Raw genomic sequence first — 23,157 nt, 5'->3', positions numbered from 1 at the left:
AAGTTTCTGTTCTGATTTTTTAACTTAAAAGTACAGATTCTCCTTGATTTTTCTAATTAAAAACGGGCTGCAAAAATAAAACATTTTTACAACCCTACAAAGTTTTTAACGTCTTGTATTTCAGACTATTTTTTATCTTCTTCTCCTACTATGCTATATATTATTGACTGAAGTATAGTTAATAGTATACTAAAGAGTATTCCGGACCAAATAGAATCTACATGAAAACCACCAACTAGATATCCCGCAAGCAAGATAATTAACCCATTAATTACGAATAAGAATAGGCCAAAAGTGACTATGGTTATTGGAAAGGTTAAAATTTGCAAAAGTGGTTTTACAATAATATTAAGCACCGCCAAAACCAAGGCTACAATAATAGCTGTAATATAATCGTCTACATGTATACCGGATAAAAATCGACCTAACAAAACAACGATTAAAGCTGTTAATAGGAATCTAATTATTTGTTTCATAATGTTAATTTTTAATGAATTTACTAATTAATTATATTTTAAAATTTATAGGAAAACTATAAGGAACCTCTACTGGTTCTCCAAATTGATAACCAGGAATCATTTGAGGCAATAAATTTATTACCCGAATAGCCTCTGTCTCGAAAGCTTCATGAACAGACCTGGCACTTACATCTATTGCATGTCCATTTTTGTCAATTTTAAAAATTACATGAATTTTCTGAATCCCTCTTAAGTTTGTATCACTTTTAAAAGAATTATTAAATTTTCGCCCTACAAATCGGGCTATTTTTGAAGACATACATTTCTTTTTTCCTGCATTCCCTAATGCTCCTTCACAACCAGGATAAATAGGTACGCGCTCTAATACTCCCTCTGGAATTTCAACTTGATCTGAATCCTTTGAGGCATTTTTAAGTGATCCCTTTTTATATTTAAGCGTTTGTCTTAAATTTCCATTAGAATCAAAATGTTTTTCATCTCCATTTTTCAAATCTAAATCATTGATACCTTCAATTTTCAAATGACCATTTTCATAAAACTGCTTATATAAACCTTGCTTATAACTGTCAACATAATTGACTTCCCACTCTATATTTTTGTTTGGATAATATTGTTTCCACGTCCCTATAAGTTCATTTTCACTAAAATGACTTTCAACTTTAAGCACCCCGTTTGCATAATACTCTTGATACAAACCTGTTAATAAAAAAGATTTACCTTCGTTAACCGGCTTCTTTAAATATGCTCTATGCACACTCCCATCTTCAAAATAATGCTTTACCTCAATATTACCTTCATGATTTAATTGTTCTTCTCTTACCAAGATTCCATCCTCGGAATACGTCCGTATAAAGCCTGCCCAATCTCTATTTTCGTGATAGAATCTTTCTTTCTCTAACTGACCATTAGAAAAATAATCATTCCACCTACCTACTTTAGAATTGTTTTTATAAACACCCTCAGCTTTTAAATTTCCATTCTCGTAATACAATTTAAATGGTCCATCTTCATGTAATCTTTGGGCACACATACAAATTGAATATAAAGCGATTACGCACGTAATAAAAATTTTCATAGTTTATTTATAATTAACGTCCTCTTTATAAATATACTATTCTATTTTATAAAACGAATCACCTCATTATAAAAATCTTCAGGATTTTCGGCATGCAACCAATGTCCTGCATTCTTTATTGTCACAATTGTGGCCTTCGGAAAATGTGTTTTTATTATACTTTCGTCTTGTAGTGCTATATATTCAGATTTATCTCCGCGAAGAAATAAAGTATCTCCATCAAATTCAGCATGAATCGGCAAGGCCTCTCCAACTTCGGAAACATTCTCTGTTAACGCTTCAACGTTTATACGCAATCCTAATTGACCTTTTTCTACCCAATATAAATTCTTTAGTAAAAACTGACGGGTTCCAAAATCAGATACATATTGCGCCAGCTCTTTATCTGCAGCACCTCTTGATTTTATTTCAGCAAAATCTAAAGCTCCTAATCCGTTTAAAATAGCATCGTGATGCACTGGATAGAATCTAGGTGAAATATCGGCAACCAATAATTTGGAAACATATTCCGGATATTTTGTAGCGAATAACATGGCTGTTTTCCCCCCCATTGAATGCCCTAAAAGCACAATGTCTTTTAAATTGTTGGCATCGCAATAGCTTTTTAAATCTTCTACTAAAAGTTCATAACTAAAATCGTCGCTATGAAAACTTCTCCCGTGATTACGCTGATCTAAAAGATGAACCTGATAATTAAGCTCGCTAAATTTAGTCCCCAGAGTTTTCCAATTATCACTCATCCCTAGAAAACCATGAAGAATAATAAAGGGTGTCCCTTCTCCTAATATATTTGAATGTAATTGCATTACTTTTTTATTTTGAACTATTTACTTCAGTTTATTTAAATACATATTTACTACGTTCTCAATACCTAAATACAAGCTTTCTGAAATTAAAGCATGCCCAATTGACACCTCTAGTAAACCAGGAATATTATCTTTAAAAAACTTAATGTTATCTAAAGACAAATCGTGACCAGCATTTATCCCCAGACCTAAACGTTCGGCTAAAACGGCACATTCTGTATATGGTAAAATACTATCTGAATTCCCTAATCCGAATTGGTGCGCAAAGGCTTCGGTATATAATTCGATACGATCTGTTCCTGTTTCTTTCGCCCCTTCAATTTGTTTTAAATCAGGATCTACAAAAATAGATGTCCGTATATTATTTCGTTTACACTCTTTAATAATATCAGACAGAAAATCTTTATGCCTTATCGTATCCCAACCCGCATTAGACGTAATCGCATCGTCGCCATCTGGAACCAAGGTAACTTGTGTTGGTTTTATCTCTAAAACCATATCCATAAACTTTTTAATAGGATTTCCTTCAATATTATATTCGGTGTATACTTCAGATTTTAAATCGAACGCATCTTGATAACGAATATGGCGCTCGTCTGGTCTTGGATGTATGGTTACACCTTCTGCTCCAAACCGCTGAACATCTTTAGCAAATTGAACAACATTTGGCAAATCACCGCCTCGAGAGTTTCTTAGCGTGGCTATTTTATTAATATTTACACTTAACTTTGTCATGAATCCTATTTTAATACCACAAAAATACAAAGTAGAAGAGGCTTATTGTACTATTTTTTAATTAATTTGCACACATATAAATTAGGATAAAATGAACCTTTCCGAATATATTATAAACGATATTAAACCGTTAAGTACCGCAGATAAAATTAGCGATTTACAATTGCTTTTTAATCAGCTTACATATACGCACATCCCCATTAAGAACTCAGAAAACACCTATATTGGTTGTCTTTCTGAAACCGATGTATATTGTTTTGAAAGGGATAAATTTATTCAAGATTATAGTTACGCATCCGAAGGTTTTTTTGTTCGTGAAGATGCTATTTGGTTAGATGTTTTAGAAACTTTTGCTCAAAATTCGTCTAATATTATGCCTGTTTTAAATGCTGAAAATGCATATTTAGGCTATTATGAACTAAATGATATTATAACTTTATTTAACCAAACACCCTTTTTCGCAGAAGATGGAGGGACTTTAGTTATCGAAAAAGGACTGGACGACTATTCGTTTAGTGAGATTTCTCAAATCGTAGAATCTAATAAAGGAAAACTGCTAGGGGCTTTTATTTCTAAAATGCAAAACAATTTAGTACAGTTTACCTTAAAAATTGGAAACGCGAGTTTAAACGATATTATTCAGACTTTTAGACGCTATAATTATACCATTATTTCTGGTCACGAAGACGATAGTTATATTGAAAACCTTAAAGATCGATCGGATTATTTAAATAAATACCTAAACATGTAATTATGAAAATAGCCATTTTCGGACAATTTTACCATAAAAACTCTGACGTTCCTGTAGAAACGTTACTCAGGCATCTCTTAAAAAAGAATGCCGATATCCATATCGAACGCCACTTTTTTGACTTAATACATAGTGAAATTGAAGACGATCAGAAATATGATGTTTTCAAAACATTTGATGCTTTAGATTCTTCCTTCGACCTACTTATAAGTATTGGAGGAGATGGAACTATTCTAAGAGCGGTAACGTTTGTAAAAGATTTAGGCATCCCAATCGTTGGTATTAATGCTGGGCGCTTAGGTTTTTTAGCAACGATTCCTAAAGAAGATATAGAAAAAGCAATTGATGATATTTTAAACGGAAACTATAAAATTTCTGAACGTAGCCTCCTTTCTATAACCACTTCTCCAGAAAATGAGGATATAAAAAACATGAATTTCGCCTTAAACGAAATTGCAGTCAGCAGAAAAGATACAACCTCAATGATTACCGTAGAAACGTATTTAAATGATGAATATTTAACCTCGTATTGGAGCGACGGATTAATAATTTCGACACCAACTGGATCTACGGGATACTCTTTAAGTTGTGGCGGACCGGTAATTACGCCAGACACAAACAGTTTAACACTAACGCCAATTGCACCTCACAATTTAAACGCAAGACCTTTAGTTATAACAGATTCAACAGAAATTAAATTAAAAGTTAGCGGTAGAGAAAACACATACTTAGTATCTTTAGATTCCAGGATTGCAACTATAAACAACGAAACCATTTTAACCATTAAAAAAGCCGATTTTAATGTTAAAATGATAGAATTATTAGACGAAAGTTTTTTAAACACCCTTAGAAAAAAACTATTGTGGGGAGAAGACAAACGCAATTAAACAATAATATAGCGCTAATTCAGTTTTTACACTAGTACAATTGCATTCAATTTGTTAAGTGCATATCTTATTTGTTATATTTGCAAACTTTGAAACTTTATGAAGTATATAATAATACTTATTTTAAATCTTTTTTTTATACACGCTAGTTACTCACAAACACATGAGTTGGGTATATTTATGGGAGGAAGCAACTTTATAGGAGATGTTGGCTCTACCCGTTTTATATCACCTAAAAAACTCGCTATTGGAGGTGTTTATAAATGGAATAGAAGTCCTAGATACGCTTGGAGAATTTCTGGAATAATTACTAAACTTGAAATGATTGATAGTGACTCTAAAGACAATAGCCGTAATCAACGCGGTTATGAAACAGTGAAAACAATAGGTGAAATATCTGCTGGAATCGAATTTAATTTTTTCGAATTTGATTTACATAAAGCAGGTTTACACCAAACACCTTATTTATATACAGGTATTAGTGCAGCAACGTTTAAAGATGTTTACATAAACAATCAAAACCAACTTAAAGAACGTGTAAAACCTGCAATAGGAATACCGATAATCTTAGGTTATAAGCTTAAATTAAATCATTCCTTTATTGTAGGAGCAGAAATTGGAGCACGATATCTGTTTACCGATAATTTAGATGACAGTGACATATTTAAAGAAGCAACAGATTCTGATCCACAAATAGATATGCGATTCGGAGACTTAAACAATAACGATTGGTATGTATTTACCGGTATTACACTAACTTATACTTTCGGGAGACAACCTTGTTATTGCGATTAATTAAAATAGATTTTGAAAGACAATATTATTAAAGATAGATTACCCAAACACATTGCCATTATTATGGATGGTAATGGACGCTGGGCAAAGCAAAAAGGTTTCTTGCGAGCAATTGGCCATGAAAATGGGACTAAATCTGTTCGAGAAACAGTAGAAACTTCTGCAGAATTAGGTATAGAAAACCTTACACTATATGCTTTCTCTACAGAGAATTGGAATCGTCCAAAATTAGAAGTAGACACCTTAATGAAGCTTTTAGTGAGTTCTCTTAAAAAAGAAATTAAAACACTTCAAGACAATAATATTAAATTAAATGCCATAGGAAACTTAAATTCTTTACCTAAAAAAGTGTTTAAAGAGTTACACGAAGTTATTTCTAAAACAGAAAATAATACACGTATGACCCTTACATTAGCTTTAAGTTACGGGTCTAGAGAAGAATTAATCTCTGCAGTTAAAGAAATAAGTGATAAAGTTAAAAATAATATAATTTCTTCTGAAAGTATTGACGAATTAGTTATAAATAAGCATCTTTACACGCGAAATTTACCCGACGTAGATTTGCTTATACGCACTAGCGGCGAACAACGCATAAGCAATTTCTTACTTTGGCAAATCGCATATGCCGAACTATATTTTACAGATGTACTATGGCCAGATTTTACTAAGCAACATTTGTATGATGCTATTATTGACTATCAAAAAAGAGAACGCCGTTTTGGAAAAACAAGTGAACAACTTAGCTAATACATTATCATTGAAAACATATTTACCTTACATTTTTATTTTACTTTTATCTTTAACAACATCGGTTGTTAATGCCCAGATAGCTCAACCTTCTGGAGAAAAATATACCATTTCCGAAATTACAGTCTCTGGAAGTTCTAGCTTTAGCGAACAAACCATTGTAACGTATTCTGGACTAAGAAAAGGGTCCGTAATTTTAATCCCTGGAGAAGAAATTAGTGAAGCCATAAAAAAGCTTTGGAAATCTGGTTTATTTAGTGATATAGAAATATATATTAAGGACGTAAAAGACAATGTAGCAAGTTTAGAAATACACTTATACGACTTACCTACCCTTCATAATTTAAGAATTACCGGTGTTAAAAAAGGTAAATTCGATGAAATTATTGAAGATAATAACCTTAACGAGGGTGTAAAAGTTACCGAAAACTTAATAACAACCACTAAAAACTATTTAGAATCTAAATACAGAAAAGATGGTTTTTATTCTACTAAGGTGAATATTAATGTAATTCCTGTTAAAGATTCTTTAAACACAAAACCAGGTGTAAACATGATTGTGGCCATAGACAAAGGTCAGAAGGTAAAAATTAAAGACATCAATTTTATTGGAAATACAGTACTTACAGATTCCAAACTTGCTTCCAGTATGAAAAACACTAAAAAGAAAGTGTTTGGTCGTGTTTGGAAACGTTCAAAATTTATTGAAGACGATTATAAAACGGATTTAGTAAGTATTATAGATACGTATAAAGAAAATGGGTATCGAGATGCTCGAATTATTTCTGATAGTATTTTCGTTAATAACGACGAGACCATTTCAATTAATATCAACGTTGAAGAAGGTGAGCAATACACTTTTGGTAAAATTGATTTTATTGGAAACACAGTATATACAGACCAATATTTAAATGCTATTCTACGCGTTCGTGAAGGAGACACTTATAATGGTGTTTTATTAGAAAAAGGAATTGCAGACGAAACCAGACCAGATGGTCAAGATATTACTAACTTATACCAAAATAACGGGTATTTATTCTCTACCATTAACTCTGTAGAAACGAATGCCGATGGGAGAGTTATTGATATGGAGATTAGAATCTCGGAAGGGAAACCTGTTCATTTTAACGATGTATCTGTAGTTGGAAACGAAAAAACGAATGACCACGTGATCTACCGTGAATTACGTACACGTCCAGGCGAATTATACAGTAAAGAAAATGTTGTAAGAACCGTTCGTGAATTAAGTCAGTTAGGATATTTCGACGCCGAAAAATTATCTCCAAATTTCAACAACCCGAATCCTAACGAAGGAACTATCGATATGGAATATGCTGTTGAGGAAACAGGATCTAGCCAAATCGAACTACAAGGTGGTTACGGTGGAGGTGGATTTATTGGAACCTTAGGGCTTTCATTTAATAACTTTTCATTAAGAAACATTTTCAATTTAGAATCTTACAAGCCTTTACCAATGGGAGATGGTCAAAAACTATCGCTACGTTTACAGGCGAGTCAGTTTTACAGAACCTACAGTTTCTCATTTTCAGAACCATGGATGGGTGGTAAAAAACCAGTACAGTTTTCTACATCTATATCGTATTCTAATCAGTTCTTATACGATTCTAGTACAGGAGAAGCAGATACCGATAGACGATTTAACATCTTAGGTGTTACAGTTGGTTTAGCGAAACGTTTAACAGTTCCAGATGATTTTTTCACCTTGTCGCAAGCGATAAGTTTCCAACACTATAACCTTAAAAACTATAGTACAGGATTATTTACATTCGCAGATGGATATTCTAACAGTTTAGCATACACTATTGGATTAACTAGAAACAATACTTGGAATGACCCAGTATTCCCTTTAGGAGGATCTAACTTTAATGTAAGTGCAAAACTATCTTTACCATACTCATTATGGAATGGTGTAGATTACGAAGGCTTAGAAACGGAACGTGAAGAAGAAGAATCTATCTATAACAATCCAGATGCTTCTGCATCCGAGCAAAACGCGGCTTACACACGTATGGGTGAAATTGACCAAGAGCGTTTTAACTGGTTAGAATTCTACAAGATTAAATTTAAAGGAGAATGGTACACAAGTATTATTGGTAAATTGGTATTAAAACCAACAATAGAATTTGGATACTTAGGCGCTTATAACCAATCAAGAGGTGTTATTCCTTTCGAACGTTTTTATTTAGGAGGAGATGGTCTAGGAAGTTATAGTTTAGATGGTAGAGAAGCAGTTGCTTTACGTGGTTATCCAAACCAATCTATCCAACCAGTAGATAGAAACGGTAATACTACCGACGACGGAGCTGCCATTTACAACAAATTTTCTTTAGAATTGCGTTACCCTATTACATTAGCCGCATCAGCAAAAATTTATGCACTTACCTTTGTTGAAGGTGGAGCCGCATTTAATACATTTAGAGACTACAACCCATTCCAATTAAAACGATCTGCCGGTATTGGTTTACGAGTATTTATGCCTGCATTTGGTTTATTAGGTATAGATTTTGGTTACGGATTCGATTCTCTACCAGGACAATCTGAGCCTAATGGTTGGGAAACACACTTTATTATTGGACAACAGTTTTAATTTGGCATGATATTTTCTATAACCCTTTATGTATTTACTTCAAGATTTAAAAGTTATAAAGTTAAAATTTGTTAATTTTGAAAACTTTAATTCAGGAAGAGACAGAATAATTTAATTCATCTGTCGTTTGTAAAGTTTAGTAGTTAATAATCTTATTAAAATGAAACAGATGAAAATACACGTTCTTTTTTTAATGACTGTAGTTGGTTTACTAAGTCTTACCTCGCAAGCGCAACGCGGTGTAAGAATTGGTTATATTGATACAGAATATATTTTAGAACATATTCCTGAATACCAAGATGCCACAACCCAACTAAGCGATAAAGTGCAACGTTGGAAAGCAGATATCGATATTAAATTAAAAGATGTAAACCAAAAGCGTAAAGACTTAAGTAATGAAAAAGCACTACTAACATCGGAGCTTTATGAAGAACGTAAGGAAGACATAGACTTCGAAGAAAAAGAAATCTTAGATCAACAACAAAAACGATTTGGTCCAAACGGAGATTTAATGATTCAGAAAAAGCAATTAATACAGCCTATTCAAGATCAGATATTTTCAGCAGTACAAGACATCGCGGCAAATAAACAGTACGATTTTATATTCGATAAATCAGCAGATTTAGTCATGCTATATTCTGAAAAACGCTACGATATAAGCGAACTTGTTTTACGAACTATAAATAGAACTTCTAAACGCCAACAAGCACAAACTAAAGACGAACGTCGCGCAGCTGCAAACGAAGATATTGTACCAGATTACAATCCAGAATTAGAAGCTAGAGAAAAAGCGCAAGCAGACAAACTTTTAGAACGTGAGGCACTTGAAGAACAACGTCGCCAAGACATACTAGACGAACGTGCTAAAAACAAACAAGAAGCAATAGATCGCAGACAAAAAATTCTTGATGACAGGGAAGCTGCAAAACAAGAAAAATTAGATGCTCGCAATAAAGGTGTAGAAAATTCAGAAAATAATGATAAATTAGCGCCTTCTGATGATGCAACAGAAAATAGTAACGCAACAGCGCCTACAGAATATGACTTAGAAGAGAAGTCCGAAGTAAAGACTGAAACGAAAAGTAAAGAAGAAATAGCTGAAGAGCGTAAACAGCAAAAAATTAGAGATCGCGAAGCTCGAGAACAGGAATTAGAAGCACGTAAACAACGTATTCTAGAAGAACGTGCAAAAGCAAAATTAGAACGTGAAGCTCTAGAAAATAATAACTAAGAATAATAATTAACAATTTATAACACAATTAATACTTTAAAAATGAAACAAATTAAAACACTTTTAATAGCAACAGCTTTATTTATTGGGGCTTCATCTTTTGTACAAGCACAAAGTAAAGTTGCTCATATAAGTACTCAAGAATTAGTTTCTTCAATGCCAGAAATGAAATCTGCTCAAGCGCAAATGGAGAAATTAGGAAAAACCTATGAAGCTGATATTAAAAATATGGCAACTGAACTTGATACTAAAGTAAAGCAATACGATGCTGAGTCTGCTACAAAAACTCAGGAAGAAAATGCTAAACGTGTTCAAGAAGTACAGACAATGGAACAAAATATCCGTCAGTACCAACAACAGGCTCAAAAAGATATGCAACAAAAAGAAGTTGACTTATTAAAGCCTATTACAGAAAAAGCTAAAGCTGCAATCTTAAAAGTAGCAAGAGCGCAAGGTTTTAACTATGTATTAGACGCTTCTCAAGGTGGTGGTGTAATCATGGCAGATGGAAAAGATTTATTAACGGATGTTAAAAAAGAATTAGGTTTCTAATTTAATACCTTTAAGAATATTTAAAAAGCTGCTTTTATAAAGCAGCTTTTTTTATTTTTGAAATTATGAGTAATCAACCTATAGGCATATTCGATTCTGGAGTTGGAGGCACTTCAGTTTACAAAGAAATTGAAGCACTTCTTCCAAACGAAAACACTATCTATTTGGCAGATAGTGCTAATGCGCCTTATGGCAATAAATCAGCCGAAGACATTTTAAGACTATCTATTAAAAATACAGAGCTTCTTTTAAGTCGAAATTGTAAACTTATTGTTGTCGCATGCAATACGGCAACCACAAATGCCATTACAGCTTTAAGAGCGTCTTATAACGTCCCATTTATAGGTATAGAACCAGCTATTAAACCCGCCTCTTTAAATAGCAAAACAAAAGCCGTCGGTATATTAGCCACAAAGGGAACGCTAAGTAGTCAGTTATTCCATAACACGACGAATTTATATAAAAATGATGTTCGGGTTATTGAGCAAATCGGAGAAGGCATAGTACCTCTTATTGAAGCAGGAAAAACATTAAGTAGCGAAATGAGGACCTTACTTACCATCTACTTGGAACCTATGATAGATGCCGATATAGATTATTTAGTTTTAGGGTGTACACATTACCCCTACTTACTTCCTCTACTTTTAGATATACTACCAAATCATGTAAAAATAATAGATTCAGGCGAAGCTGTCGCAAGGCAAACAAAAGCCATTTTAGAAACGCAAAATATTATAAACACGCAAACTTCAACTGCACGCCATCAATTTTACACCAATGGAAGTACAGAAGTTATGCATCTACTTCTAGATAAAAAACACAAGGTAGAATTTCTAAAGTTTTAATTTTCGTCTTTAAACCAACCAGAATATTTCACATAATTCTCGGCGATCCTGTTTATTTCACCAGAAATTAATTCCTCACTAATATCTTTTACTTTCTTTGCGGGAACACCGGCATAAATACTACCTGACTCCACAACGGTATTTTTAGTAACTACAGCACCTGCTGCAATAATAGAATTACTTTCAATAATACAATCGTCCATAACGATACTACCCATTCCAATTAAAACATTGTCGTGAATCGTACAACCATGCACTAAAGCATTATGGCCAATAGAAACATTATTACCTATAGTGGTAGGTGACTTTTGATATGTTGCATGAATAACTGCTCCATCCTGAACATTTACTTTATCGCCCATTTTAATAAAATGAACATCTCCACGAAGTACAGCATTAAACCAAATACTACAATTCTTTCCCATGCTTACTTCTCCAACAATAGTTGCATTTTCAGCAACGAAACAATCATCGGGAATTTGGGGTGTATTTCCCCTAACTGATTTTATAATCATAATGAAATGTATTAAATATTCACAAAGTTAGTGAACTGATGGACAATCACACTCATATTTTACCTTTCTACAATTAAAATTATAACCTATAGAAAACTGATGAAAACCACCATTGTTAAACACCACTGAATTGGCCTGATAACTGTAATTATACGCAATCGTAAATTGCTTGTAAGTCACCCCCATTAAAGGCGTTAAATACATAAGATTTTGTTTACTTGTCCCCGAACCATCAAGATATTCGGTACTATTTAAACCCAATCGGTACGATAAACCAAAATACATTTTAGCTTCTTCTAAGGCTTTGTACAATTTAAAGTTGAAATCTAAAGTAGTTCCTTTTGTTCCTTCTGCATACTGAGCTAAAATAGATGGCTCGTAAGTTAAGCCTTCGTGCTTTGTCTCAAACACGTTTCCTACTGCGAACAAATATCTTCTTAAGTTATTAGTAACCTCAATATCATTATTAATTCCATCGTTCTTCAACAGATTCTTTACCGAAAAATGAGCATAAGAGTTTATAAAATGGTAAGACATCCCTATATCTACATTAAAATTTGTAGAACTTTGTTGAATTCCGGAAATTAAAGGATCGAAACCACCAGCTAAAAAGGAAGATTCGTCTAGTTTATATTGAATAAAGCCAGCACTTAGACCAAACGATAACATACTTAAATCTATTTCATTTCTAGAAAACATAAGATGATGTGCGTAAGTTAAATATCCACCGTTTTGAGAATGATACCCATTCTTATCGGTATATAGAATTCCACCAACGGCAGAAGCGGTCTCTCCTATTCGTCCATTAAGACTAGCGGTTAATAACGCTGGAGCTTCATCCTGACCAAGCCATTGTTGTCGCGCTGTTAAACGCAGTTTGGTACAACTAGCGACACCAGCCATAGATGGAAAAATTAAATAATAATTATCGGTTAAATAATCGGAGTAAATAGGCATACCTTCTTGAGCCCTACAAAAGGGAGAGAGAAATAAGAAAGTAAGAATTAGGCCATAAAACCTTAAATTCATATTGAAATGAGATTAGCTATTAGTAAATGAGGAGCAACACAGCGTTTAGAGATCATCAAAACGCATGTTATTTAATTTAAATATATAAATTAATAAACGGTTTAAAACATTACAAACACCAATTACCTGTAATTGATGCACATAATAAACATTTACATATAAAAACATGCTGTAAAATTAGTCTTTCTTTTATAACACAATAATTAATTCCGCTTTAATTTAAACTTTTTACAACACATTTGAAATTTTGTTTTATTAATTTTGTAAAAATTTGTCAAATGAAAACATTTAGTGTTTCCGTTCAGGAAACTACCAATCCAGCAATTATAAAATTTGAATTAAATCAATTCATCACTAAATACCAAAGTTATGAATTTCAAAATATAGATGAAGCTAAAAATTCGCCCCTAGCTCAACAATTATTCTATTTACCTTTTGTAAAAAAAGTGTACATCTCTGCTAATTTTATAGCTGTAGAACGATTCAATATCGTAGAATGGAAAGATGTTCAGGAAGACGTTTCAAAACAAATTGAGGAGTATTTAAATAACGACGGTGTTGTGGTACTAGACGATAGCGCTCCAAAGAAAACTGCGGTTACAGTATATGCAGAAAGCACACCTAATCCTGCTGTTCAGAAATTTGTGGCGAATAAAAAATTGGTAACGGCCATGTTTGAATTTACATCTATTGATGAAGCTAAACTATCGCCATTAGCATCAGAATTATTTCACTTCCCGTTTGTAAAAAGTGTTTTTATTGATGAAAACTACGTGTCTATTACAAAATATGATGTTGCAGAATGGCAAGATATTACCGTAGAATTACGTGAATTAATACGTGGTTTTATAGAACAAGGTAAAGATGTAGTACTTCCTGAAGCTCCAGAAACACTTGGTAAAACAACACCACAAATCGACCAATCTTTCGAAGCTTTAGATGATATTTCGAAAGAAATAATAAATATTTTGGAAGAATACGTTAAACCCGCAGTAGCTAGCGATGGTGGAAATATTCAATTTCAATCTTACGACGCAGATACGAAAACGGTAAAAGTAATTCTTCAAGGTGCTTGTAGCGGTTGTCCATCGTCGACATTCACATTAAAAAATGGTATCGAAAACATGCTTAAAGAAATGCTTAAAGACAAAGTAGAAATCGTTGAAGCGGTAAACGGGTAGAACTCTATAATAAGCATAAATACTTCTATTAGAAAATTGAGGTTTTTGAGTTTAAAATTATTTTTGTACTCAGATTTAAAGTTGACAATATTCTATAATTATATCAAAAAAAGCACACAAATTTTTTAAAATCTGTGTGCTTTTTCCTTCGATATCCTATTTATCAATTCTTTCATCTAGAATAAACGCAGGTTTTAATCAGTTTTTTTAAATTTGTAATCTAAAAATTAAGTAATATATATGGAAACAAATTTAGAATACTGGACAGAGAAGTTAATAACTTTAGGAACCACTTATGGTTTAAAGGTTATTGGAGCAATTGTTTTTTGGATCATAGGTTCTTGGGTAATTAAAACGATTCTTAAAACTTCGAGAAATTTAATGGCTAAAAGTGATTATGACGAGAGCCTTAAAAAATTCTTGTTAAATCTTGTTAGCTGGGGTTTAAGAATATTATTAGTTATTACACTTCTAGGTGTATTAGGTATACCAACAACTTCATTTGCTGCAATTATTGGAGCTGCAGGTTTAGCCATTGGTTTAGCTTTACAAGGTTCGCTTGCTAACTTTGCTGGAGGCGTATTAATTTTATTATTCAAACCTTTTAAAGTTGGAGATTACATCACAGGAAGTGGAGAATCAGGGACTGTAAAAGAAATTAAAATATTTACTACCGAATTGGCAACACCTCAAAACCGTAAGGTTATAGTTCCTAACGGACCATTATCTAATAGTAATATTACAAATTATAGTGCTAACGAATTAATTCGTTTAGACATGATTGTTGGTGTGAGTTACGATGATGATATTAAGAAAACTAAGGAAGTTTTAATGAATGTGTTAACATCTAATCCTAAAGTTTTAAAAGATCCTGCACCAATGGTAGCTGTTACAGAATTAGCAGACAGTTCTGTAAACTTCGCAGTTAGAGGTTGGGTTAAAAACTCAGATTACTGGGATGTTCATTTTGAAAATACAGAAGCTATTAAATTACAACTTGATGCGGCAGGAATCGAAATTCCTTACCCACATTCTGTTGAAATACAAAAACAAGGTTAATTATTTAGCTTTTGGCTTTAACGCCACAAAATCTTTTAAATAATAAGGTTCAAAATAAGCGACATCTTCGGTGTCGCTTTTTTTATGCTTTACATCTGCCAAAGCTCCCATTTCTCTTGCAGAAGGTAGTTTATCATCCACAAATACTGCATTCGGGTGATTAATAATGGTTTTAGTCTTCTCGACACCATTACCTACAAAATACACTTTACCTTGTTCTAAATAAGAAGCGTAAGAATCTGCATCTAATACCTCTGCTTTAATTTCACGGATTTCGTTATAATTAGAATCAAAAACAGAAGCATAAACTTCCATACGACGTGCATCTAACATGGGCACAATAACTCCTTCAACTGTTTTGACTTGGTGAGCCAAAGCCTCTAATGTCGATATAGAGATTAAAGGTTTGTCTAACGCAAAGCAAAGCCCTTTTGCGGCAGAAACGCCTATACGCAAACCGGTATAAGACCCTGGTCCCTTACTAATGGCTACAGCATCTATTTGTGAGCTTTCTATATTATTTTCTTCGAACAATGCTTTAATGTAAACATGTAGCCGTTCTGCATGAGAATAGCCTTTATCGTTATCTTCTTTTAAAGCAAAAGTCTCACCATCTTTAGATAGTGAGACCGAACAGTTCGTTGTTGCTGTTTCTATATTTAATAATAATGCCACAGTATGTGTTTTATTTTAATTATTTTTCAAGTTCTTTTAAACCTACTTTATCTCCGTTTTTCAGTGTTTTAGCCACCATATTGTATGGTCCTGTAATCACTTCATCACCCGATTCTAAACCAGAAATAATCTCGATATTCGAATTATCTTGTATTCCTGTTTTAACTACTCGTAATTTAGCTAAATCACCTTCTTTTATAAAGACACATTCAAGTTTTTCTGTTGAAAGTATATCTTTTGGCGTTTCAGAATTAGATACTGCCGTATCATTTTTAATTACAATAGCACTAATAGGCACACCTATAATATCTTTACGTTTCTTAGTAATAATATCTACCGTTGCAGTCATCCCCGGACGGAAAGGTGAATATGATTCCGGTTTACCTGCGACTAAATCTTGGTACGATTCTTCCAAAATTCTAACTTTAACTTTAAAGTTTGTAACCTGATCTGAAGTTAATGTTTCGTCTGCAGAATTTGCAATTTCAGTAACAATACCTCTAAATTCTTTCTTTAAATAAGCATCTACTTCAACTATAGTAGAATCTCCAATGCTAACTTTTACGATATCATTTTCATTAACATCGACTTCAACTTCCATATTATTTAAATTAGCAACACGCATAATTTCGGTTCCAGCCATTTGCTGTGTTCCTACAACACGTTCACCTAATTCGGCATCTAATTTAGAAATTGTTCCACTCATTGGAGCGAAAATAGTGGTTCTATTCAAGTTATCGTTTGCTTCGTTTACTGTTGCACCAGCACTTTGCACATTATAATATGCAGATGCCTTAGAAGCTTCTGCAACCTCGTAAGTAGACACTGCCTTATCCCAATCTGCTTTAGAAATAATACCTTTATCGAATAAGGTTTTATTTCTCTCGTAACTTGATTTAGCTTCTTTTAATGAGGCTTGTGCTTGGTCTAATCCTGATTTCGCATTCTGAAGTGTCGCTTGCGAACGGCTTAAACTAGACTGATAAATATCTGGGTTTATCTTAACTAATAAGTCCCCTTTTTGTATTTCCTGTCCTTCACGTACGGGCAAAGCAATAATCTCTCCAGAGACCTCACTAGACAATTTAACCTCTATTTCTGGCTGAATTTTACCTGTCGCAGATACCGTTTCAATAATATCTAACGTGGTAAGTTCTTTTGTTTCAACTTCCTTAAAATTTGCTTGCTTACCAAACCAACCTGCTTTTTTCCCGATGACAAGCAACGCAAGAAGTACTACAACTATTGAAATAATAAGAATTAACTTTTTCCTGTTCATGGCTTAGTTAGGATTTATTTGATCGATTGGAATTCCGAAATAGAATTCTAAAACTTTTATTTTAAAAATATATTCGTATTTGGTTCTTACGACATCAGATTGCGCGTTTTCGAAATTAATAGATGCTTGACTAAAATCGAAAGCATTGGTTAATCCAACAGTATAGCGCTCTTGTGCATATTCGAAAGCTAACTTTCTAGCTTCAGCCGTTTGATTGGCAGCTTCGTAAGATTTCTTTGCATTCTTAGCATCGTTGTAAGCTTGGTAGACTTGCGACTCTAAATCTAAATTCGCCTGTTCTAATAAATACTCAGAACGCTCTACATTTACTTGACTACGTCTTACATTATTTCTTACAGATAGGCCATTAAATATAGGCACACTAAGTTGTAATCCGAAAGAAGTACCATCAAAAGTAGACAATTGATCTAAAAATGGCATTTCTTGACCAGTTATAAAATCTAAATTTGTACTAGACCAACGTGTACTATACCCCATAAAAGCACTTAATTGAGGATAATATTGCGTTTTTGAAAGTTCTAAATCTTTTGCCGCCAATTCTAAATTAGACTCTGCGACTTTAACATCGTAAACTTCTTCTTTTGCTTTTGCTATAATTGTTGAAGCATCTTCTTCTAAAATTGTATCTGCAAACAAACCATAATCTACTTCTGCAATATCGAAAGTTTTGTAATCTTCAATCTTTAATAATTGAGCCAGTCCTATCTTAGAAATAAACAAATCGTTTTCTGCCGCGATAATTTGTTGAATTTGCGTAGCATCTGTCGCCTTTATTTCTAACATGTCTCCTTTTGGCAACACACCAGCCTCAACAAGTTCGTTTGTACGGTCTAAATTTTCTTTCGTTATTTTATTCTGAGCTTCTAAAACTTTTATTTGCTCTTTATTGAACAAAATTTGAACAAAAGCATTTGCGACAAAGATTGAAATATCATCCTTCATCTTATCTAATTGATACTGTGAAGCGATAATATTTATTTTAGAACGCTGTAATGCTTTCCAGTTTTGTAATCCAGAAAACAAATTAACACCAGTATTTACTCCTCCACTCGCAGATCTAAACGTCTGATTCTCGAATTGGTTAGTCGCCGGGTTAACGTTGGCTCCTGTATTAATATTATACGATGTATTCGCGTTTAATGACGGTAAGAAGGCCATAGTCGCTTGCGACTTATCAATATCTGCCAATTTGGTATCTAATTCAGATTGCTTAATAGAGATATTATTTTCTAACGCATAATTTACGCATTCTTCAATAGTCCATTTATTGTTATCCTGTGCATAAATAGATATCCCTCCAAAAAAGAAAAGGCCTAAAAGTGTTATTTTTTTCATAATTACATTATCAGTCTAAAAATAGTTAAAAGTGTTACACCCAATAGATAATTTATTGTGCATATTTTGGAGTTCCTTGAATTTGATTCCAAACTTTAATTTTATCATCTTTTGAAATTCCGCTTTTCACCTGCACAAAAATACCATCGCTTATCCCTAACTCTACATCTTTCTTCACGAACTTTTGATCGCCTTCTTCAACTTCTACAAAAGGAAGCTTCGTTTTCTCGTCGTATTGAACCAACGCTTCTTTTATAGCTAGAACATTTTCTGCTTTATCTAAAATAATAGATGCATTGGCACTTAAACCTGCACGAATAAAAGTATCATCCATATTTTTCAGACTTCCTTTAATCTCAAATTGAATGGCACCATTTTCTTCTACACCCTTTGGTGCAATATAATCTAATACAGCATCAAAACTCTTATTTTCGATAGCACCAACAGTAATTTCTAGTGGCAGATTTTCTTTAATCTTCCCCACTTCACTTTCGTCTACTTTTCCTTCGAAAATCATTTTACTAACATCCGCTAAAGATGCTATAGATGTTCCTTCGTTAAAATTATTGGCTTCAATAACCTGATTCCCTGCTTTTACTGGCACATCTAAAACCATCCCTGATACTGTAGAACGAATTAATGTTTGCGCAATATTACCTAGACCCGTTGTTGTTCCCGTTTTTATAATATCGAAATTTTGTTTTGCAGAAGTTACGTTAATTTCGGCCTGAGACACTGCTTGTCTCGTTTGTAAATACGTATTTTTAATACCCTCGAAATCATTTTCTGAAATCACACCTTTATCAAACAATGCTTTCTGTCTTTGATAATTAGATTCTTGAGTCTCAAAATTTATTTTTGCTGTTTGCAAAGCCGTTTGATTGGTTGCAATACTATTTTTTGCACTCGTTAAAGACGACACATTAGGAATAACACGTATTTTGGCAATTAGATCGCCTGACTCTACATATTCCCCAGCTTCGATATAAATTTCTTCAATTACACCAGAAATATTCGGTTTAATAAGCACTTCCTCTTTCGGGACAATATTACCCGTGGCTACTGTTTTTACTACAATAGTTTGCTCTGTTGCTACATCTGTAGTGTAAGTAATAGGATCTTCCTGATTTTTCTTCCACAAGTAAAGTAGAGATATTGTAAACACTACAACAATTAGGATTAATACGATTACGGTTGATGATCTTTTCATTTATTAATTCTTTACTTTTTAATCTATTCTTAACGCGTCTACGGGTTTCATTTTTGTGGCACTATTTGCAGGAATTAGACCTGCTAGTAAGCCAGATATTACTAATATAAATAAGGCTATAAATACAACTGACATGCTTACACTTGGATTCGCAAAATTTTCGACAGGGCCGCTACTATCTAAAACATAATTCAGTATCCAAATAATTCCAGCAGCAAATGAAATACCCACCATTCCAGAAGCTATAGTTAGCAATAAGCTCTCTTGTAAAATTTGTGATTTAATGGTCCACGGCGATGCCCCTAAAGCACGACGAATCCCTATTTCTTTGGTGCGTTCTTTTACCACAATTAACATGATATTACTAATACCTATAATTCCAGACATTAAAACTAAAGAACCTACAAAATAGCCCACAAAACCCAAAATAGAAAACAAACCATTAACACGACCAAACGCTTCCGATAAATCGAAATTACCGATCGCTCGATCGTCGTCTGGGTGAATGTTATGTCGCGATTTTATAATGTCGAATATCTTTGGTTTTATATCTGTAATACTCATACCATCCTGGGCCGTAAGTGCCATCCACCCCACATCATCTCCACTATTAAATGCTTGTGCAAAAGCTGTAAATGGTACAAAAATAGTGTTAGCATCTTCCTCTTGATCACCTTGTGAATTACTTGCTTTAAACGTACCGACAACCATAAAATTTACGCCATTAATCTTGACATATGTCCCCAACGGATTTTCACCTTTATTGTAAAGTCCTTTCACGACATCTGTTCCAATAACACAAGATTTTCTTTTAGCATTTATATCCGAATAGCTAATAAATCGCCCACTGGTTATATCCATAGGCTGTTGTTTTATATATTCCGGATAATCGCCATTAACCTGGAAGGCACCTGTTTTAGTACCGTGAGTGACATTATTTGCGCCATTAAAGCCTCCTAACTGTAATCTAGGAGATACATATTTAAGTTCAGGAATTTCTGCTTTTAAAGCTTCGACATCTCCTATCTTATAATCATACGATCTTCCTTTTGGTAAACCTTTATAAGAGATAGATGTTTGCTGCGTCCACATAAACATGGAGTTTGTTGCAAAATTTCCAAAATCGGCTGTTACACCATTTTTTAATCCGTTAACTAAAGCCAATAATAACACCAGGATTGTAATTCCCCAAAACACACCAAAAGCTGTTAACAAGGTTCTGAACTTGTTTGCACTTAAGGCTTCTAATATTTCTTCCCATCTATCTTTACTAAACATACTATTCGTCTCTTAAAGCGATTATTGGTTTTATTTGCGCGGCGCGATATGCTGGAAAAAAGCCTGCCAAAGCTCCCGCAAATACTAAAATAAAAACGGTGATTAAAGCGGTATTAAAATCGACTTGAGGATATTTTATAAAATCACTCTCTATTAAAGGCCCAACTATTTCTAATAAACCTAGTCCGAGTATTAATCCAAATAATCCTGAAAACATGGTCACAAAAACCGATTCTTGAAGAATCATGCCTACAATAGACATTGGCTGTGCTCCTAATGCTTTTCGAATACCAATCTCTTTAGTCCGCTCTTTTACGATAATAAGCATAATGTTTCCTACTCCTACTACACCAGCGATTATCGTTCCAATACCAACAAACCAAAAGACGGTAGAAATTGTTGCGATAAGCGAGTAAATTTTCTTAGCAGAATCCATGGTATTATAGACACGTATTGCACTTATATCGTCTGGAGAAACTGTATGTTTTTGTCTCAAATCTGTTAATATAGCTTCGGTAAGTGCCTCTGAGTCTTCGAAGGCTTTATCAAAATTATCAGACATCTTGATAGTAAACATCATATTTCTAATGGTATCTGCACCATTAAAAGCACGTTGTGCAGATTCTAAAGGCAAGAATACTTTACTCTCGTCGCGCTCCCCTCCTGGATCAAAAAAGACCCCCACAACCTTATAGTTAATTCCCTTAATAGAAATATTTTTATTTATAGGATCTTCGTCTTTAAACAAATCTTTTTTTACCCGGTTTCCGATAACTGCAATTTTCCGTGCTTCTTTTACGTCGTTATAATTTATAAAACGCCCTTGACCAATATCTGCATTTTCTATAAATTGATTACCTGGCAAGACACCTTGAATACGGTAACTTCCGGATTCATTCTTATAGTTAACCAATCCGCCCCAAATGGTGTAGAAAGATGATTTATAATCGATGCTACTCTCATATTTTTCTGAAAGCGTATTGAAATCGTTGTTTTTAAATTGAATGTCTCGGCCCGGGTTTAAGCCTTTGTATCCTTTAGTCGTTGTTCCTGAATTGACTCCAATTAAATTTGAAGCATCACCTTCAAACTGTGTCGTTATTCCATTTTTAATACCTCTACTAAATCCCAATAAAATGACTAGAATAAATATCCCGGAAGCCACAGAAAGCCCCGTAAGAAACGTTCTTAACTTGTTTTTTCTTAGGGTCTCAAAAATTTCTTGCCATCGTTCAATATCAAACATTCTGTATGGCTCTAACTTGTTCTACTTTGGTATCATTTATAATTAAACCATCTTTTAAATTCACAATACGCTTTGTCATTTGTGCAATGTCTGGCTCGTGAGTTACAATTAAAATGGTTTTACCTTCTTCATTAATGCCTTGAATAAGGTCCATTACTTCGTAAGAGGTTTTTGTATCTAATGCTCCTGTAGGTTCATCGGCTAGAAGTACTTTAGGGTCACTTGCTAAAGCTCTTGCAATGGCGACACGTTGTTTTTGTCCCCCAGACATTTCGCTAGGTAAATGGTGAGACCAATCGGCTAATCCCACTTTTTCTAAATAGTGAGCTGCCTTTTCTATACGTTCTTTACGCTTAATACCTTGATAATATAATGGCATAGCAACGTTATCTAAAGCAGATTTATAATTGATTAAATTAAACGATTGAAATATGAATCCTAAAAATTTATTTCGGTAGTTGGCCGCAATTTTTTCATTTAGATTTTTAATCGGAAAACCATCTAGTGTATAACTACCAGAATCAGCTTCGTCAAGCATACCTAAAATGTTAAGTAAAGTCGATTTACCTGACCCTGAAGACCCCATTATAGAAACAAGTTCGCCTTCTTTTACACTAAAATCAATTCCTTTTAGCACATGAAGTGAATTATTTCCCATGTGATAGGATTTATGTAAATCGTTAATTTCAATCATATTAGATAGCTTAAAGTATACAGTATTAAATAAATAGTAAACAGTTTTTTAAATCCAAATTGTTCATGTTTAGAAATACCCTTCTATTAAAAGACTACGTAGTTCCTAATTTGTTACAACAAAT

General features: G+C 33.5%; 23 protein-coding genes. 10 read left to right on the top strand and 13 right to left on the bottom strand.

Annotated elements, in window-relative coordinates; translation table 11 throughout:
* Positions 1-125: 125 nt before the first annotated feature.
* The 4 genes from ACFFVB_RS09685 to ACFFVB_RS09670 are packed head-to-tail and all read right to left on the bottom strand — an operon-like array spanning position 126 to position 3,095.
* Positions 126-476: a phage holin family protein gene (locus ACFFVB_RS09685; protein WP_382382520.1), complete on the bottom strand. Its 351-nt coding sequence runs from the start codon at positions 474-476 to the stop codon at positions 126-128.
* Between the two features lie 31 nt (positions 477-507).
* Positions 508-1,554 (bottom strand): energy transducer TonB, encoded by a 1,047-nt coding sequence (locus tag ACFFVB_RS09680; protein WP_382382519.1) that lies wholly within the window; start codon positions 1,552-1,554, stop codon positions 508-510.
* Positions 1,555-1,595: 41 nt separating this feature from the next.
* Positions 1,596-2,360, bottom strand: coding sequence for an alpha/beta fold hydrolase (locus tag ACFFVB_RS09675; protein ID WP_382382518.1), 765 nt, complete (start codon positions 2,358-2,360; stop codon positions 1,596-1,598).
* Positions 2,361-2,381: 21 nt separating this feature from the next.
* A complete protein-coding gene (locus ACFFVB_RS09670) occupies positions 2,382-3,095 on the bottom strand; it encodes a pyridoxine 5'-phosphate synthase (protein ID WP_382382517.1) in 714 nt (237 codons plus the stop codon).
* 91 nt (positions 3,096-3,186) lie between these two features.
* Here ACFFVB_RS09670 and ACFFVB_RS09665 point away from each other — a divergent pair, with 91 nt between their 5' ends.
* From ACFFVB_RS09665 to murI, 8 genes are all read left to right on the top strand, one after another.
* The gene (locus ACFFVB_RS09665; RefSeq protein ID WP_382382516.1) at positions 3,187-3,846 is read left to right on the top strand and encodes a CBS domain-containing protein; all 660 of its coding nucleotides are present in this window, start codon (positions 3,187-3,189) and stop codon (positions 3,844-3,846) included.
* Between the two features lie 2 nt (positions 3,847-3,848).
* Positions 3,849-4,733 carry an NAD kinase gene (locus ACFFVB_RS09660; RefSeq protein ID WP_382382515.1) on the top strand — a complete coding sequence of 295 codons (885 nt, stop codon included), beginning with the start codon at positions 3,849-3,851 and terminating at the stop codon, positions 4,731-4,733.
* A 99-nt stretch (positions 4,734-4,832) separates the two neighbouring features.
* Positions 4,833-5,528 carry a type IX secretion system protein PorG gene (gene porG, locus ACFFVB_RS09655; RefSeq protein ID WP_382382514.1) on the top strand — a complete coding sequence of 232 codons (696 nt, stop codon included), beginning with the start codon at positions 4,833-4,835 and terminating at the stop codon, positions 5,526-5,528.
* 63 nt (positions 5,529-5,591) lie between these two features.
* Positions 5,592-6,275, top strand: a complete 684-nt coding sequence (uppS, locus tag ACFFVB_RS09650) for an undecaprenyl pyrophosphate synthase (RefSeq protein ID WP_382382784.1) — start codon at positions 5,592-5,594, stop codon at positions 6,273-6,275.
* Positions 6,208-8,883 carry a BamA/OMP85 family outer membrane protein gene (locus ACFFVB_RS09645; RefSeq protein WP_382382513.1) on the top strand — a complete coding sequence of 892 codons (2,676 nt, stop codon included), beginning with the start codon at positions 6,208-6,210 and terminating at the stop codon, positions 8,881-8,883. Before uppS ends, ACFFVB_RS09645 begins: the two co-directional genes overlap by 68 nt.
* A 169-nt stretch (positions 8,884-9,052) precedes the next feature.
* Positions 9,053-10,114 (top strand): OmpH/Skp family outer membrane protein, encoded by a 1,062-nt coding sequence (locus ACFFVB_RS09640; protein WP_382382512.1) that lies wholly within the window; start codon positions 9,053-9,055, stop codon positions 10,112-10,114.
* 42 nt (positions 10,115-10,156) lie between these two features.
* Positions 10,157-10,666 (top strand): OmpH/Skp family outer membrane protein, encoded by a 510-nt coding sequence (locus ACFFVB_RS09635; protein ID WP_382382511.1) that lies wholly within the window; start codon positions 10,157-10,159, stop codon positions 10,664-10,666.
* Between the two features lie 65 nt (positions 10,667-10,731).
* Complete coding sequence (gene murI / locus ACFFVB_RS09630; protein WP_382382510.1) at positions 10,732-11,511, top strand: glutamate racemase; 780 nt, start codon at positions 10,732-10,734, stop codon at positions 11,509-11,511.
* Here murI and ACFFVB_RS09625 read toward each other — a convergent pair.
* Positions 11,508-12,029, bottom strand: a complete 522-nt coding sequence (locus ACFFVB_RS09625) for a gamma carbonic anhydrase family protein (protein ID WP_382382782.1) — start codon at positions 12,027-12,029, stop codon at positions 11,508-11,510. The two genes, murI and ACFFVB_RS09625, sit on opposite strands and share 4 nt — an antisense overlap.
* A gap of 24 nt (positions 12,030-12,053) precedes the next feature.
* Positions 12,054-13,055, bottom strand: a complete 1,002-nt coding sequence (locus ACFFVB_RS09620) for a PorP/SprF family type IX secretion system membrane protein (protein WP_382382509.1) — start codon at positions 13,053-13,055, stop codon at positions 12,054-12,056.
* A gap of 278 nt (positions 13,056-13,333) precedes the next feature.
* On the opposite strand from ACFFVB_RS09620, the gene ACFFVB_RS09615 reads away from it, so the two are divergent.
* Together ACFFVB_RS09615 and ACFFVB_RS09610 are read left to right on the top strand one after the other, a co-directional pair.
* The gene (locus ACFFVB_RS09615; RefSeq protein WP_382382508.1) at positions 13,334-14,236 is read left to right on the top strand and encodes a NifU family protein; all 903 of its coding nucleotides are present in this window, start codon (positions 13,334-13,336) and stop codon (positions 14,234-14,236) included.
* A 240-nt stretch (positions 14,237-14,476) separates the two neighbouring features.
* The gene (locus ACFFVB_RS09610) at positions 14,477-15,295 is read left to right on the top strand and encodes a mechanosensitive ion channel family protein (protein WP_382382507.1); all 819 of its coding nucleotides are present in this window, start codon (positions 14,477-14,479) and stop codon (positions 15,293-15,295) included.
* On the opposite strand, the gene tsaB is transcribed toward ACFFVB_RS09610, so the two are convergent.
* The 7 genes from tsaB to ACFFVB_RS09575 are packed head-to-tail and all read right to left on the bottom strand — an operon-like array spanning position 15,296 to position 23,033.
* Positions 15,296-15,970: a tRNA (adenosine(37)-N6)-threonylcarbamoyltransferase complex dimerization subunit type 1 TsaB gene (gene tsaB / locus ACFFVB_RS09605; protein WP_382382506.1), complete on the bottom strand. Its 675-nt coding sequence runs from the start codon at positions 15,968-15,970 to the stop codon at positions 15,296-15,298.
* 19 nt (positions 15,971-15,989) lie between these two features.
* A complete protein-coding gene (locus tag ACFFVB_RS09600; protein ID WP_382382505.1) occupies positions 15,990-17,249 on the bottom strand; it encodes an efflux RND transporter periplasmic adaptor subunit in 1,260 nt (419 codons plus the stop codon).
* A 3-nt stretch (positions 17,250-17,252) separates the two neighbouring features.
* Positions 17,253-18,605, bottom strand: a complete 1,353-nt coding sequence (locus tag ACFFVB_RS09595) for a TolC family protein (protein ID WP_382382504.1) — start codon at positions 18,603-18,605, stop codon at positions 17,253-17,255.
* 52 nt (positions 18,606-18,657) lie between these two features.
* Complete coding sequence (locus tag ACFFVB_RS09590) at positions 18,658-19,815, bottom strand: efflux RND transporter periplasmic adaptor subunit (RefSeq protein ID WP_382382503.1); 1,158 nt, start codon at positions 19,813-19,815, stop codon at positions 18,658-18,660.
* 18 nt (positions 19,816-19,833) lie between these two features.
* Positions 19,834-21,093 (bottom strand): ABC transporter permease, encoded by a 1,260-nt coding sequence (locus ACFFVB_RS09585; protein WP_382382502.1) that lies wholly within the window; start codon positions 21,091-21,093, stop codon positions 19,834-19,836.
* A gap of 1 nt (position 21,094) precedes the next feature.
* The gene (locus tag ACFFVB_RS09580) at positions 21,095-22,339 is read right to left on the bottom strand and encodes an ABC transporter permease (protein ID WP_382382501.1); all 1,245 of its coding nucleotides are present in this window, start codon (positions 22,337-22,339) and stop codon (positions 21,095-21,097) included.
* On the bottom strand, positions 22,332-23,033 hold the full coding sequence (locus tag ACFFVB_RS09575) for an ABC transporter ATP-binding protein (RefSeq protein WP_382382500.1): 702 nt from the start codon (positions 23,031-23,033) through the stop codon (positions 22,332-22,334). The genes ACFFVB_RS09580 and ACFFVB_RS09575 overlap by 8 nt, the downstream gene beginning before the upstream one ends.
* Between the last annotated feature and the right edge of the window lie 124 nt (positions 23,034-23,157).

The sequence above is a fragment of the Formosa undariae genome, assembly GCF_042427615.1.
GTDB lineage: Bacteria > Bacteroidota > Bacteroidia > Flavobacteriales > Flavobacteriaceae > Formosa > Formosa undariae.
The sequence above is the reverse complement of the archived record's forward strand: the minus strand, read 5'-3'. Positions and strand labels throughout refer to the sequence as shown.

Coding starts and splice junctions, on each gene's coding strand:
- ACFFVB_RS09685 (WP_382382520.1), bottom strand. CDS start 476: ATGAAACAAATAATTAGATTCCTATTAACAGCTTTAATCGTTGTTTTG.
- ACFFVB_RS09680 (WP_382382519.1), bottom strand. CDS start 1,554: ATGAAAATTTTTATTACGTGCGTAATCGCTTTATATTCAATTTGTATG.
- ACFFVB_RS09675 (WP_382382518.1), bottom strand. CDS start 2,360: ATGCAATTACATTCAAATATATTAGGAGAAGGGACACCCTTTATTATT.
- ACFFVB_RS09670 (WP_382382517.1), bottom strand. CDS start 3,095: ATGACAAAGTTAAGTGTAAATATTAATAAAATAGCCACGCTAAGAAAC.
- ACFFVB_RS09665 (WP_382382516.1), top strand. CDS start 3,187: ATGAACCTTTCCGAATATATTATAAACGATATTAAACCGTTAAGTACC.
- ACFFVB_RS09660 (WP_382382515.1), top strand. CDS start 3,849: ATGAAAATAGCCATTTTCGGACAATTTTACCATAAAAACTCTGACGTT.
- porG (WP_382382514.1), top strand. CDS start 4,833: ATGAAGTATATAATAATACTTATTTTAAATCTTTTTTTTATACACGCT.
- uppS (WP_382382784.1), top strand. CDS start 5,592: ATGGATGGTAATGGACGCTGGGCAAAGCAAAAAGGTTTCTTGCGAGCA.
- ACFFVB_RS09645 (WP_382382513.1), top strand. CDS start 6,208: ATGATGCTATTATTGACTATCAAAAAAGAGAACGCCGTTTTGGAAAAA.
- ACFFVB_RS09640 (WP_382382512.1), top strand. CDS start 9,053: ATGAAAATACACGTTCTTTTTTTAATGACTGTAGTTGGTTTACTAAGT.
- ACFFVB_RS09635 (WP_382382511.1), top strand. CDS start 10,157: ATGAAACAAATTAAAACACTTTTAATAGCAACAGCTTTATTTATTGGG.
- murI (WP_382382510.1), top strand. CDS start 10,732: ATGAGTAATCAACCTATAGGCATATTCGATTCTGGAGTTGGAGGCACT.
- ACFFVB_RS09620 (WP_382382509.1), bottom strand. CDS start 13,055: ATGAATTTAAGGTTTTATGGCCTAATTCTTACTTTCTTATTTCTCTCT.
- ACFFVB_RS09615 (WP_382382508.1), top strand. CDS start 13,334: ATGAAAACATTTAGTGTTTCCGTTCAGGAAACTACCAATCCAGCAATT.
- ACFFVB_RS09610 (WP_382382507.1), top strand. CDS start 14,477: ATGGAAACAAATTTAGAATACTGGACAGAGAAGTTAATAACTTTAGGA.
- ACFFVB_RS09600 (WP_382382505.1), bottom strand. CDS start 17,249: ATGAACAGGAAAAAGTTAATTCTTATTATTTCAATAGTTGTAGTACTT.
- ACFFVB_RS09595 (WP_382382504.1), bottom strand. CDS start 18,605: ATGAAAAAAATAACACTTTTAGGCCTTTTCTTTTTTGGAGGGATATCT.
- ACFFVB_RS09590 (WP_382382503.1), bottom strand. CDS start 19,815: ATGAAAAGATCATCAACCGTAATCGTATTAATCCTAATTGTTGTAGTG.
- ACFFVB_RS09585 (WP_382382502.1), bottom strand. CDS start 21,093: ATGTTTAGTAAAGATAGATGGGAAGAAATATTAGAAGCCTTAAGTGCA.
- ACFFVB_RS09580 (WP_382382501.1), bottom strand. CDS start 22,339: ATGTTTGATATTGAACGATGGCAAGAAATTTTTGAGACCCTAAGAAAA.
- ACFFVB_RS09575 (WP_382382500.1), bottom strand. CDS start 23,033: ATGATTGAAATTAACGATTTACATAAATCCTATCACATGGGAAATAAT.